Source organism: Thermodesulfobium sp. 4217-1, from assembly GCF_039822205.1.
Taxonomy (GTDB): domain Bacteria; phylum Thermodesulfobiota; class Thermodesulfobiia; order Thermodesulfobiales; family Thermodesulfobiaceae; genus Thermodesulfobium.
The window spans coordinates 1-13,860 of the sequence record NZ_JBAGBW010000023.1 but is presented as its reverse complement, the minus strand read 5'-3'; the positions used below and the strand labels follow the sequence as shown (position 1 = coordinate 13,860).

The window sequence follows — 13,860 nt, the reverse complement described above, 5'->3', positions numbered from 1 at the left end:
AAAGAAATGGCTGAAAAAATTGGTACATTATTTGTTGTTTCTGGTCCTTCAGGTGTGGGAAAAGGTACTGTTATAAAAGAGCTGATGCAAAAAGATCCAATGCTTTGCCTTTCTATCTCGATGACGAGCAGATTGAGAAGGTCTAATGAAGTCGATGGGAAGGATTATTTCTTTGTTTCTGAGTCTGAATTTTTAGATCAGATTGAAAAAGATAATCTTTTAGAATGGGCTAAGGTGCATGGGAATTACTATGGTACCCCGAAAGATTATGTTTTGAAAAAGTTAAATGAAAATAATGATGTCATACTGGAAATCGATACAAGAGGCGCAAGCAAAATTAAGTCATTGTATCCTGATGCGATTTTAATTTTTATAGTTCCACCCAGGTGGTGCGATCTTAGGTCGAGACTTGAAACAAGGTCTTCAGAAAACTTTGAGGAAATACAAAGAAGACTTTCTAGATCTATTGAAGAAATTGAAGAATATTTTATTTATGAGTATATAATAGTAAACAATAGTATAATAGAAGCTGCAAGTGAATTAGAATGTGTGATTGTATCACAACGCGCAAAAAGAGCAAAGAGAGAAGACATTATATCTCGACTAAGATCAGAAATCCAATTTGGACAGGAGGTAAAATAATTTTGATAGCACCCAGTTTAGAAAGATCTTTTAATATGGTACATTCAAGATATGCTTTGGCCATAGCTGCAGTTAAGAGAGCAAAAGAAATCAGAAATAACAAGGATCCATTCGCATCTAACATAAGCGATCCACTCGAACAGGCTTTTGAAGAGATTGCAAGTGGAAAAATTAAGGTTTCTATAAATAAATAAATTGAAAATACTTTTTGGGGTTAGCGGTGGCATATCTGCCTATAAAGCTGCTGGATTTGTTTCTTCTCTTGTCAAGGAAGGACACGATGTAAATGTCGTGATGACAGAGAGTGCCACCAGGTTTGTTTCGCCGCTAACTTTTGAAGCTTTGACGAAAAATATTTGTTATACAGACTTGAATTTGCCAAGTGGAAAAGATTGTATAGCTCATATTTCTTTGCCGCAAAGCTCTGATGTCTTTATTATATGTCCTGCTACAGCAAATACTATCTCAAAGATTTCACTAGGGTTAGCTGATAATCTCCTTACTACAATGGCTATAGCAAGGAAATGCCCCCTTGTAATAGTTCCTGCAATGAACGATATTATGTGGCAAAATCCTTCTTTGCAGGAGAATGTCAAGAGGTTGATTGATCAAAATGTAATATTTTTTGGTCCTGCTTATGGCAGACTTGCCTGTGAAAGTGTAGGCAAGGGCAGGATGCTCGAGGTCGATGAACTTTTAGAAATATTTAATTATCATTTTTACCCTATAAAAGACCTTTTGGATAAAAAAATCTTGATAACTGCTGGCCCTACTCGTGAACCTATAGATCCTGTAAGATACATTTCAAATAGATCCTCTGGCAAGATGGGCTACGCGTTTGCTCAGGCTGCTTCTTTGAGGGGCGCGCAAGTAAAGCTCGTTTCAGGGCCTACTAATTTAGGGACTCCTTTTATGGTGGAAAGAATGGATGTTGAAACCACTGAAGAGATGCTAAAATGCGTTCTTGAAAATTTTGAAACTTGCGATGTTTTAATTATGGCTGCTGCTGTTTCAGATTTCAAAATGTATGAGCAATCTATAAACAAGATTAAAAAGAAAGATAATTTTGAAATTAGGCTTACTAAAAATCCTGATATATTGAAAGAAATTAATAAGCTCAAAAAAAATCAGATAGTTGTAGGCTTTGCTGCTGAAACAGAGAATCTGAATAATTATGCTAAGAAAAAATTAGTAGAAAAAAGCCTTGATTATATAATTGCAAATAAAATTCACAACACTGGCTTCCCCTTTGGCAGCGAGAACAATGAGGTTCTGGTTTTGTCTTCAGAAGGCGATTTATTTGAATTAAATTCTACTAAAAAGGATATTGCTAATTTTATTTTAGATATTTTAGCAAAGAAGATCTGAAATAAATTCATCGTTTTTTTTATGTTATAATTTTTACATTATAAGTGAGAGGTGATAAGGTGGTCAGAAAAATCCGCTTGGGAGTTAACGTTGACCATGTTGCTACGCTTAGAGAATCAAGACGAATTTCATACCCTGATCCGCTTTCCGCTGCTTCTATATCGCTTTCCGCTGGCGCCGATCTTATAACAGTTCATCTAAGAGAAGATAGAAGGCATATCCAGGACGATGATGTCCTTAGAATAAGAAGGGCTGTGGAAAATTTAAATTTAGAGATGGCCTGTGTCTCGCAAATTGTTTCTTTTGCTCTAAAGATTAAACCAAACAAAGTGACCTTAGTTCCTGAAAAAAGGGAAGAGCTCACTACAGAGGGAGGATTAGACCTTTCAAAAAACTATGACTCTTTAAAAGATAGTATTGCAACACTGAGATCGAATGGCATTGAAGTTTCACTTTTTATCGACCCAGATGAAGTTTCGATTGAAAAAAGTGCAGTTTTGGCTGCTGACTCTGTAGAGCTGCATACTGGTAGATTTGCTGACTCTATGGATGAGATCGAGAGAAATGTTGAATTAGAAAGGTTGAAAAAAGCATCTGTCCTTGCTAAAGAGGCAGGTCTTAATGTCTATGCAGGTCATGGTTTGAACAAAGACAACCTTCTGGATGTCGCTTTGTTACCTGATATTGAGGAGCTAAATATTGGTCATAGCATTGTCGCTAGGTCGATATTTGTCGGTATCTTTAGAGCAGTTGAAGAGATTGTGGAAATCCTGAATCTGGCAGGTATTCTCAGAGAAAATAAAAACTTATTAGGAGGTCTAATTTGAGCTGTAGCGATAAAGTTGGATTTAATAATTTTGAGGATTTTAAAACTTTCGTTGAGGAAAACGAAGTTCGATTCGTCGATATTCGTTTTTGCGATGTTCCTGGCACCTGGCAGCACTTTACTGTTCCTGTCGAGGCTTTTGATGAGGGTGTTGTAGAAGAGGGTTTGGGTTTCGATGGCTCCAGTATAAGAGGATTTCAGCAGATAGAAGAAAGCGATATGATCCTTATTCCAGATCTAACTTCAGCTTTCGTAGATCCATTTTTTGAAGATTTAACTATCAATATTATTTGTGATGTAAAAGAGCCTATTGTTTTGAGAGATTATCCAAAGGATCCAAGAGGCGTAGCAAAAAGAGCAGAAAATTATGTTCAAACCTTGGGGATTGCTGATGCTGTTTATTTCGGTCCTGAAGCGGAATTCTTTATTTTTGACGACGTAAAATATAAATATGACTCAAAGGGCGGAATGTTTTCTATCGACTCTGTAGAGGCGTGGTGGAATTCTGACAGAGAAGAAGGGCCAAACCTTGGCCACAAAATCAGATCTAAAGAGGGCTATTTCCCTTGCCCACCAAACGATCAGTTGCAAGATGTAAGATCTGAAATGGTAAAGGCTATGATGGATGTTGGACTCGATATTGAGGTTCATCACCATGAGGTAGCAACTGCAGGTCAGGTGGAAATTGATATAAAGTTTAACAACTTGTTGAGAATGGCTGATGACCTTATGAAATATAAATATGTTGCAAAAAATGTTGCAAGGTCCAATGGAATGACGGCAACATTTATGCCAAAACCATTATTTGGCGATAACGGCTCGGGCATGCACTGTCATCAGAGCTTGTGGAAGGGCGGCAAGCCTCTTTTCTACGATGAAAAGGGTTATGCTGGTCTTAGCGATATGGCATTGTGGTATATCGGTGGTCTCCTAAAGCATGCAAAGTCTATTCTGGCTTTTGCTGCTCCTACTACAAACTCCTATAAGAGGCTGGTACCTCATTATGAGGCACCAGTGAACCTGGCATATTCGCAAAGAAATCGATCTGCTGCTGTACGTATTCCAATGTATACTGCAAATCCAAAAGCCAAAAGGATCGAATTTAGGCCACCAGATCCATCAGCAAACCCATATCTCGCTTTCTCTGCAATGCTTATGGCTGGATTGGATGGCATAGAGAACAAACTCGATCCAGGTAAGCCTCTTGACAAAAATATATATGATTTGCCACCAGAAGAAGCAAAAAATATTCCCTCTGTCCCAGGTTCTTTAGATGAAGCACTCGACGCTCTTGAATCAGATCACGAATATCTCTTAAAGGGCGGAGTGTTTTCAAAGGGATTGATAGAATCATATATCGGACTAAAGAGAGCTCAAGCTCAAGAATTAGCTATTAGGCCTCACCCATATGAATTTGTTACACTTTTTGATATTTAAACAAGAATTTTGTTAATTTAAATTAATTGGCACTTGGTGATAGTTACCAGGTGCCAATTTTATGTAATGCTTAGAAGGGAGATCGTATGTGCGGAATAGTTGGCTATATAGGCCCAAAAAATTCAGCTGATGTTGTGTTACATGGTTTGAAGAAGCTTGAATATAGGGGTTATGATTCAGCGGGTATTGCTGTCGTAAATGAGTCTGGGAATCTCGAAACAAGACATGCAGTAGGGAAAATACTCTTCCTTGAGGATAATTTAAGGGATGCTCCCCTTGAAGGATTTTTAGGAATTGGTCATACCCGTTGGGCTACTCATGGTGAGCCATGTATTAAAAATGCTCATCCTCAAGTAGATTGCACTTCTACTATTGCAGTGGTTCACAATGGTATTATTGAAAACTATCTTGAGCTTAAAGAAAAATTAATTGCAAAAGATCATATTTTCAGATCGGACACCGATACAGAGGTTATTGCTCATTTAATAGAAGATTATCAAAAAAACAATCCTGATATTTTTAGCTCTTTTTTGAAGGCATTAGGAGATTTAAGAGGTGTCTTTGCAATTGCTCTAATTAGTTCCAGGGAGCCAGATAAGATATATTCTGTAAGACAGTTTGCTCCTTTAATCTTAGGACGTGGTCAGGGAGAAAATTTCTTGGCATCTGATATACCTGCAATTCTAAAGTATACCAAAGACGTCTACATAATGAAGGATGGAGAAGTTGCGGTATTAGGCAAGGATGAAATCAACATTTTTGATATGTCTGGAAATAAAATTGAACCATCATTTTTCGAAGTAAAGTGGAACGAAGAAGACGCTGAAAAAGGTGGTTTTGACCACTTCATGCTAAAAGAAATATCTGAGCAGCCCTTAGTGGTGCAGGAGACAATCGGTCAGAGAGTTTTTTCTGAAAATGAATTTGAACCCTACAAGGAAGAACTTCCAAAAGACATCTTAAGAGGTATTTCGAGAATTTGCTTTGTGGCATGTGGCACATCTTATCATGCTGCTCTGATAGGCAAATTTTTATTGGAGTATTTAGCGGATATGCCCTGTGAAGTTGACTATTCATCTGAATTTAGATATAGAAATGCAGCAGTCAATAATAGCGTTCTAACGATCGCTATCTCTCAGTCTGGAGAGACTGCAGACACTCTTGCAGCTATGAGAGAAGCTAAAAAAAGAGGTAGCTATGTTCTTGCTATCACAAATAGGTTGGGCTCTACGGCAAACAGAGAAGCTGACTTTAGCATATTGACGAGAGCAGGTTTAGAAATTGGTGTCGCTGCTACCAAGACATTTACATCTCAATTGATTACTCTTTATATTTTAGCAATGTATTTAGGTAGTTGTAAAAGGAGCATTTCCAAAGAGCTGATAAACGAAACGCTTGGCTATCTATTAGAAGTGCCTAAAAGGTTCGAAGAATATATTCCAAGATTCCTAAGAGATATTGAACATAGTGCGAAAATATATTCTGGATATAAAAATATGATTTTTATGGGTAGAGGAATCAACTATCCAGTTGCTCTTGAGGGTGCTCTGAAGCTAAAGGAGATTTCATATATCCATGCAGAAGGATATCCTGCTGGAGAGATGAAGCATGGCCCTATAGCGCTGCTCGATCCTAGCACGCCCGTCCTGGCTATCGCTACAAGATCAGCTACTACTTATGAGAAGGTTCTCTCGAATATAGAAGAGGCGAAAAGCAGGAGATCCAGAGTAGTGGCGATTGTAAGTGAAGGAGATAAAGATGTCATAAATCTTGTAAACGACATAATATACGCTCCTGATGTGCCAGAAATAGTATCTCCAATCTATAATGTGGTACCCTTACAGCTTTTTGCATATTATGCGGCTGTATGGCTTTCAAGAGATCCTGATAAGCCCAGAAACCTTGCGAAATCGGTAACTGTAGAATAGGAACGATGAACGAATCTCATCACCATCATTCTCACGAGCATATTCATGATCCTACTAATATAAGTGCTCTAAATTTATTTTTGGTCGTAATCTTAAACTTTGTTATAGCTTTTGCTGAGATATTCGGAGGCGTTTTTTCGGGCAGCGTCTCTCTTATTTCCGATGCTATGCATAACTTTAGCGATGGGCTTTCTGTATTGATAAGCTATATCGCTATAAAAATTCAGCAAAAGAAAAATGATGAAAAAAGAACATTTGGGTATAAGAGATCGAGTATTATTTCAGCTTTTATAAATTCTTTGGTTTTGATATTTATATCTTTATTTCTTTTTAGAGAGGCTTATGAAAAGTTTTTACATCCTACAAGCATCAATAGTTCTATAATAATTTTAGTCGCTATTGTAGCAACTATTGCAAACTCTTTAGGTGTTTTTCTGCTTCATAGGGGCTCCAAAGAAGATATAAATATAAAATCATCTTATTTACACTTGCTCGGAGATGCGCTTTCTTCTATTGGCGTCATAGTGGCTGGAATTCTAATTTTGTTCTTTCATATAAATTGGGTGGATCCTCTTATAGCTACATTGATTAGCTTATATATTCTTAAAGAAAGCTTTGACATTCTAAAGAATTCTACAAACATCTTGTTTGAAGGCGTTCCAGACGATATTGACGTATATAAGATTGTAGAAGAAATAAAGCAAATTGATGGTGTTGATGACGTGCATCACGTTCACGTGTGGTGCTTGAATGAAAAAAATGTAAATTTTGAAGCACATGTAAATATTAAAGACGTTCTGGTGAGTCAGACCAAGAAAACTTTGGTTGAGATTGAAGATAGGTTAAAAAAATTTGGGATAAACCATGTAACTGTACAATTCGAACATGATTCATGTAAAGGGATTGGGGTAATTAAGAATTGAGTTAGTGATACAATAACTATATTATAATTTCAAAGGGGGCTTTGAAATGTTTGTTTTGAGCTCTTCAGATATTAGGTTTGAAGAGGAAAAGCTTTTTTCTATGGGGCAAACTCCTTTAGCTCTTATGAGCGTTGTTGGGGTGATGAGTTCTTTGAGGTTTATGGAAGATTTCAAAGATGCATGTAAAGTGGTAGCTGTTTGTGGTAAGGGCAACAATGCTGGAGATGCACTTTCTTTACTCTATAACCTGAAACTAAAAGGCTATAGTTGTTCTATCTTTCAACCGTGGGGCGCTGCTACGGAGGAGTGCAGGGTCCAAAGAGAGCTGTGTAGGTCCCTTGGTATAGAAGAGACTTCAGACTTGAAAAGTGCTGATGTCGTTGTAGAAGGGCTACTGGGGGTTGGGTTTTATGGAGAGCTTAGGAAAGATACCCTTCGGCTGATTAGAGAATTAAATAATTTAAACAAGCCAATAGTTTCTATGGATGTTCCTGCTGGATTAAATTCGGATACTGGAGAACCTCAACCTGATGCAATTAGAGCTACATATACATACTCAATAGGATTTTTAAAGAGAGGATGCCTTTTTAAGCAGTCATATGATTACACGGGCGATGTAACTGTAATTGATATTGGATTTCCTACACCTGAAAGCGGATTAAAGATCCTAACATCTTGCGATACAAAAGAGTTAATCAGAAAGAAGGATGATTTTGTTCATAAAATAGGCAAGGGCTCGTTGCTTGTCTGGGCTGGCTCGAAGCAGTATCCCGGTGCGCTAAGACTCTGTTTGGAGGGTGCTCTGAATATGGGTTTGGGGATGAGCTTTTCAATTGTAGAAGATGAGTTTTCACTTTTGCCTCCTGAGACGATACCGATTATTGAAAAGGATTTTATCAATGACAAGATTGACAAAAGCATTTCAAAAAAATGGAAGGCTATTTTAGTAGGGCCTGGTCTTACAAAGAACAGAGAACCACATATAAGAGAGCTCGTATCACAGACGAATTTACCAATGATTTTGGACGCTGATGCCTTGTTTCCGGATATTCTTAGCTTGATAAAAGATAAAGACGCAATAATCACGCCACATGATGGCGAATTTGAAAGAATATATAAGAATGACGCTGATAGAGTGGAAAGGTTCGAAGCATTTCTAGAGCAATATCCAAATATTACTCTTGTCTTAAAAGGTCCAAATACTCTGATAGGCAAAGGGACGCAGAAATATGTGATTCCAATAGCAGATTGTGATCTGGCTATAGCAGGTTCTGGAGATGTGCTAAGCGGTATGATAGGAGCCCTTCTCTCTACCGGATATAATACCTTGAGCGCTTCACTTCTTGCAGCCTTTGTTCACGCAATTGTCCCTGAAGTTGCAAGGCAAAGTGGGACAAGAGTGACAAGAGCAGGAGATTTAGCAAGACTCTTAAAAGCTTTTGGAGATTTTGAGAAGATCATAGATAATTGTAAATTTATATAAATAACTTTTGGAGGATTATTTATGAAAACATTTACTAATGTAGCCCCAAAATCGCTTATTAGGAAAGATTTTGAGCATCTTAATTCTACTGTTCATTTGATAGTTAACGATAGGGTAAAACCGTTTATATTGATTCAATCAATTGAGGGACACTCGCACGAGGGACACTCTGTGTTCAGGGGTGAGAAGTTTCCGAATACTTGTATGGAAGATATCGTTTTAGCTTTGAAAATGGATGTCGATTTAATAAAAAAAGAAAGACAGAAATTGATCGATGACATAAGAGAATGGTTTCTTAGCCTGGAAGAAAAAGATCTGGATGACAGAAAACCATTATTGAATTCTAATGGAGAACCATTGCTTGGAATTAAGATGTTCGAAAATATGCAAGTTTCGGTAAAAAGTGCTGTTGTAGGATATATTTTGGCTGGGTTAATGGATGACATCAATTATAGAGAAAAAACTGAGGCAAAATATAAAGTGAATATTGGCGGAGGGGATATATATATCGTAGATAGGACCAAGATGGAAGAGTTGGGCATATCAGGCGATATGCTTGCAAAGGAAGAAAATGAAAAGAACATTGAAGAATATAAGAAAAAGGGCTTAATAGTTTCCAATGATAAGGTTGTCCCTGGTTCAAATGTAATAGTGTCTCATTATATTAGGCACAAAAAAGGACCTGGGTTATCTGATGACGCGGCTTTGCTCTCTGCTGGATTTTTGTCAATTTTTAAAAAAAGAGATGTTTCTGCGCTTATTGGTGCCTTCTTAGCTGATTCGGTAGATACCCTTGATAAATTTTCAGATAGGATAGTGGAGCTTGGTCAGGACGAAGAGATTGCCTTTGAGCTTATCTCTAAGTTCAAACAATTTGATCTTCGTGAAGATTTACTTTTAAAATTTATATATTTAGCAAGTATTCCGGAAGAAATGAAGGGAAATGTTCCCGATAGCTCTATGAGGCACTTTTTGCAAAGAGATGAAAAGGCAAAAATAAGCGAACTGGAAAGTCATATTTCTTTTCTTCGCGGAGAAGAAGTGCCTTCTATCATTCTCGCATTTCAAGAAGTTCCAAGTTCGAAATTCTATAGTTACTATACCAGTAGGCTAAGGGATCTCGGAGTTTAATTAATTTGGCGTTTGTAATATTTTCAAAAATTTTCTTTACGAAAAATTTGACAAAATCAAAATTTATTAGTAATATATTAACCCGTAGCGGGTCGTTAGCTCAGTTGGTAGAGCAGCTGACTCTTAATCAGCGGGTCAGAGGTTCGAATCCTCTACGACCCACCAGCTCCAAATGTTCCTCGGTAGCTCAACGGTAGAGCAACCGGCTGTTAACCGGTAGGTTGTAGGTTCGAATCCTACCCGGGGAGCCAAATTGTTCAAGCTTCTTTTGTTTGCATTCGATGTGGTTTGTATGCGTTAAAATAAAGAAAATTATTTTAGTTAATTTTTTAAAATTTATTTTATTGAAAAATTCAATTAATCTTCTAAATTATGATTTAATCATAGCTGTATACATATTTAAATTCTTTACAAATAAAGAATAGGTTAAATTTCTTGTAATTAAAAAGTAATTGTATTATTCGCTCAAGATCAATAAAATTTCTATTATTTATATTTTTAAATATTTTTAATTAAAAGTGTATAATATAAAAGTAGATTTAAGGGGTTATTCTATTAATAATTTGGAGGTGGGTTTCATGAATTTTACTTATTTTAATTAGCTGTTTTGTTGAATAAAGATTGACATTTGTTACTATTTTGATCGTTATGGATTAGCAAGGTAATCTAAAGTTAAGCTAAATTTAGCTGATTTGTCAAAAATGGCTGTGTTATTTCTCTATCACATTAAACTCTTTGCTATTTTAAATTCAATAATATGGAGGATGGGGTAAATGAGCAATTACATCTTTACTGATGCTTTTGTGATTGATTGTACGAATGAAAATTCGATGTTTGAAGGCTGGGTGGTCGTAGAAAACGATAGGATCAAAGAAGTTGGTAATGGTAAAATTGGAAATCTACCAGAAAATTCTATTGTTATAAATTGTCACGGTCAAACATTGTTGCCTGGACTCATTGATTGCCATGTGCATATGTCAGCTATTGATGCAAATCTTGTAGAGTTAAATAGGCGTAATTTTCCTTCTGAAATAGTAATTAAGTCTCTATCAATAATTAAAGAAACACTTGAACAGGGATTTACAACTGCGAGAGACTGTGGTTGGTTAGATTTAGGGTTTAAAAAAGCTTTAAATGAGGGGTTAATTTCAGGTCCAAGAGTATTTATATCTGGACAGCCACTTACTCAAACTGGTGGTCATGGAGATTTTAGATTATCTACAGAAAGCTATGAGACAAAGGTTAATTTAGGGATTTGTGATGGAGTTGATGAAGTTAGAAAAGGTGCGCGTGAACAAATTCGTCGTGGTGTAGACTTTATAAAAATCATGGCTGGAGGCGGTGCAGCATCTCCAAGTGATGAGATTGATACTTCCCAATATTCTTTAGAAGAAATGCAAGCAATTGTTTTCGAGGCTCAGTCGGCTGGAAAATATGTAGCAGCTCATTGTTACTCAGATCGCAGCATAGAACTTTGCTGTAATGCAGGTGTAAGGACCATAGAGCATGGAAATTTGTTAACAGAATTAGCAGCCAAACTTATTAAAGAAAAAGGATCTTATTTAGTGCCAACTATTGTTACTTATGTAATGATATCAAAAATGGGTAAAGAACTTGGTTTGTCAAATGATATGATAAGAAAAATTAATCAGGCGCTTGAAAAGGCCCAAAATTCTTTAAACATAGCTTATTCCAATGGTTTAAAAATTGGATCTGGCAGCGATTTGCTAGGACCTATGCAAGTTTTTAAAGGGTTAGAATTAGAATTGCAAGCAGAGATTATGGGACCAATGAATGCGTTGTTAGCTGCGACAAAAGTTAATGCAGAAATTATTAGACAAGAGAAAGAATTGGGTACAATTGAAGTTGGGAAAATTGCTGATTTAATTTTATTAAACGGAAATCCAATCGATAAAATTAGTTTATTCCAAAAATATAGAGAAAACATAACTTTTATAATGCAAAATGGTAAAGTATACAAAAACACAATGAGCTAAATCAATATTTAATTAAAACGGGAGGAGTGGCATAATGTCTAAAGATAATAAAGAATTTCAAGGTAATTTAAATGAAGCTGATCTGAATATTTTGAAACGGTTAGAACGCTTGCCATTTGGTAGGCCGCATTTTAAGTTGCTTTTTATGGGTGGTCTTGGCTACACCTTTGATGGTATGGATCTTGCTTTAATTGCATTTATTTTATCTCCAGTTATAGCGCTATGGCATCTTACAAATCAACAAACTGGTTTATTGGGAAGTTCAGCTATGTTAGGTTATTTATTTGGTGCATTTTCTGCTGGTACATTAGGTGACTTAATTGGCCGACGTAAGATTATGATGTATGCTTTGGCTATTTATGCCATTGCGAGTATTTTTGCAGCTCTTTCTCCAAATTGGTACTTCCTTTTTTGGTCTCGAGTTGCTGCTAGTTTTGGTACTGGTGCTGAGAGCGCGATTATTGCACCGTTTTTATCTGAATTTGTACAAAGCAAGTTTAGAGGACGCTTTATCGGATCCTTAGCAGGATTCTTTTCTTTTGGCTTTCTTTTCGCGGCTATTCTCGGTTATATGATTGTGCCATCGCACTCAGAAGGCTGGCGTATTGTGCAATTAATTTCAGCTTTGCCAATTTTGATGCTTTTATGGTGGCGTCGTGCATTGCCTGAATCTCCTCGTTGGTTGTTACAGAGAGGTAGATCTGCAGAAGCTGAAAAAATTGTTGCAAAAATGGAAGAGTCTTTAATTAAACAGGGTAAGACTTTGCCTTCATTTGAAGATGTTAAAATGCCAAGCTTTATTGGCCAAAAAGGAACATTTATAAAAAATTTAGCTTCTCTTTGGGCTGGTGGTGTTGCTCGCACTACCTTAATGCTCTGGGTTTTATGGTTTTCAATAACTTTTGCTTATTATGGCTTTTTTGTATGGATACCTACTCTTCTTGTAAAATCTGGCATGACTATTACTAAAAGTTTTGGTTATAGTATATTGATTTATTTAGCACAAATTCCTGGATACTATTCGGCAGCCTTTATTAGTGAAAAATTTGATAGAAAATGGACTATTGTTCTATATATGCTTCTTGGCGGTGTATCGGCGTACTGTTTGTCAATATCTCGATCGGATAATTTAATAGTATTATTTGGTTTTTGTTTGTCATTTTTTATGAATGGTACTTATGCTGGAATATATACATATACTCCAGAATTATATCCAACTTCATTTAGAACGACAGGTATGGGGGTTGCATCTTCTATCGGTCGTATTGGTGGGTTATTAGCACCGATTATAATTGGTTTTACTTATTCTAAAATAGGCTTTAGTGGAGTTTTTAATATTACTACATTGGTATTGATTATAGGTGCTTTATTTGTAATAGTTTTTGGTGTTGGCACTAAAGGTAAAAGTTTAGAACAAATTTCTTTTGAAGAATTGGGTTCGAATAAAAAATAAATAGAAAATCTATTTTTTATTGAATTTTAAATTTTAAAGTAGCTATACTTTCCCAAGAGAACAGAGAGTATGGGTCTTATAAAATATTAATAAATGATAATTAATTTGCTTTATTGATCATATATAAAATCAAGGGCAAACAAAACATGCTTTCAATAATCCAATTAATTTTATATTTATTTAGAGTGTTATTGGAATTTTAGTTCTTTATTATCTTATTTATGGGGCTATATTTAGATTTGTAAAACATTTAAAATATTGCAGTATATATTGTTATTTAATCAAGAAAACTAAAAAGAATATCTTAATAACTTGTTAGACATCTTTATATATAGATAAATAAAATTCTAATTCTGGGTATATTTGTCGCTTAATATTACTGTCCCTTAACAACAAAAAAATTAACTGTTTACAAAATTCGAAAAACTTGATAGAATCTTAATCGCAGTTGGGGAGGTACCCAAGCGGCCAAAGGGGGCGGACTGTAAATCCGCTGGCACCGCCTTCAAAGGTTCGAATCCTTTCCTCCCCACCATGAGCCCACGTAGCTCAGTCGGTAGAGCACTTCCTTGGTAAGGAAGAGGTCACCAGTTCTATTCTGGTCGTGGGCTCCAGCTTTAAAAATTTGAAATTAAAACCATTTTGAACGGGGGATGTTCAATGGCAAAAGCG

Annotated in this window: 11 protein-coding genes and 4 tRNA genes; all 15 read left to right on the top strand. The window is 36.2% G+C overall.

The features are described from left to right. Positions 1-6 precede the first annotated feature (6 nt). The 15 genes from gmk (at position 7) to V4762_RS08205 (ending at position 13,802) form a co-directional block, all read left to right on the top strand. Positions 7-642 carry a guanylate kinase gene (gmk, locus tag V4762_RS08275; RefSeq protein WP_347315308.1) on the top strand — a complete coding sequence of 212 codons (636 nt, stop codon included), beginning with the start codon at positions 7-9 and terminating at the stop codon, positions 640-642. A 2-nt stretch (positions 643-644) separates the two neighbouring features. Continuing rightward, complete coding sequence (rpoZ, locus tag V4762_RS08270) at positions 645-836, top strand: DNA-directed RNA polymerase subunit omega (protein WP_347315307.1); 192 nt, start codon at positions 645-647, stop codon at positions 834-836. Between the two features lies 1 nt (position 837). After that, positions 838-2,010, top strand: a complete 1,173-nt coding sequence (gene coaBC, locus V4762_RS08265) for a bifunctional phosphopantothenoylcysteine decarboxylase/phosphopantothenate--cysteine ligase CoaBC (protein ID WP_347315306.1) — start codon at positions 838-840, stop codon at positions 2,008-2,010. A 59-nt stretch (positions 2,011-2,069) separates the two neighbouring features. Continuing rightward, a complete protein-coding gene (locus V4762_RS08260; RefSeq protein ID WP_347315305.1) occupies positions 2,070-2,837 on the top strand; it encodes a pyridoxine 5'-phosphate synthase in 768 nt (255 codons plus the stop codon). Next, positions 2,834-4,273, top strand: coding sequence for a type I glutamate--ammonia ligase (glnA, locus tag V4762_RS08255; protein ID WP_347315304.1), 1,440 nt, complete (start codon positions 2,834-2,836; stop codon positions 4,271-4,273). Before V4762_RS08260 ends, glnA begins: the two co-directional genes overlap by 4 nt. Positions 4,274-4,359: 86 nt before the next feature. After that, on the top strand, positions 4,360-6,201 hold the full coding sequence (glmS, locus tag V4762_RS08250; RefSeq protein WP_347315303.1) for a glutamine--fructose-6-phosphate transaminase (isomerizing): 1,842 nt from the start codon (positions 4,360-4,362) through the stop codon (positions 6,199-6,201). Between the two features lie 5 nt (positions 6,202-6,206). After that, positions 6,207-7,124, top strand: a complete 918-nt coding sequence (locus tag V4762_RS08245; RefSeq protein WP_347315302.1) for a cation diffusion facilitator family transporter — start codon at positions 6,207-6,209, stop codon at positions 7,122-7,124. 46 nt (positions 7,125-7,170) lie between these two features. Then, positions 7,171-8,607: an NAD(P)H-hydrate dehydratase gene (locus V4762_RS08240; RefSeq protein ID WP_347315301.1), complete on the top strand. Its 1,437-nt coding sequence runs from the start codon at positions 7,171-7,173 to the stop codon at positions 8,605-8,607. Between the two features lie 21 nt (positions 8,608-8,628). Then, positions 8,629-9,738: a hypothetical protein gene (locus V4762_RS08235; protein WP_347315300.1), complete on the top strand. Its 1,110-nt coding sequence runs from the start codon at positions 8,629-8,631 to the stop codon at positions 9,736-9,738. Positions 9,739-9,827: 89 nt separating this feature from the next. Next, positions 9,828-9,903 (top strand) — tRNA-Lys (locus V4762_RS08230). Between the two features lie 11 nt (positions 9,904-9,914). Continuing rightward, positions 9,915-9,989 (top strand) — tRNA-Asn (locus V4762_RS08225). Between the two features lie 522 nt (positions 9,990-10,511). Continuing rightward, positions 10,512-11,735 (top strand): metal-dependent hydrolase family protein, encoded by a 1,224-nt coding sequence (locus V4762_RS08220; protein WP_347315299.1) that lies wholly within the window; start codon positions 10,512-10,514, stop codon positions 11,733-11,735. A 34-nt stretch (positions 11,736-11,769) separates the two neighbouring features. Then, entirely contained in the window at positions 11,770-13,188 is a 1,419-nt protein-coding gene (locus V4762_RS08215) for an MFS transporter (RefSeq protein WP_458646953.1), read from the top strand. Positions 13,189-13,638: 450 nt separating this feature from the next. Beyond that, positions 13,639-13,723 (top strand) — tRNA-Tyr (locus V4762_RS08210). Positions 13,724-13,726: 3 nt separating this feature from the next. Next, positions 13,727-13,802 (top strand) — tRNA-Thr (locus V4762_RS08205). Positions 13,803-13,860: the final 58 nt, after the last annotated feature.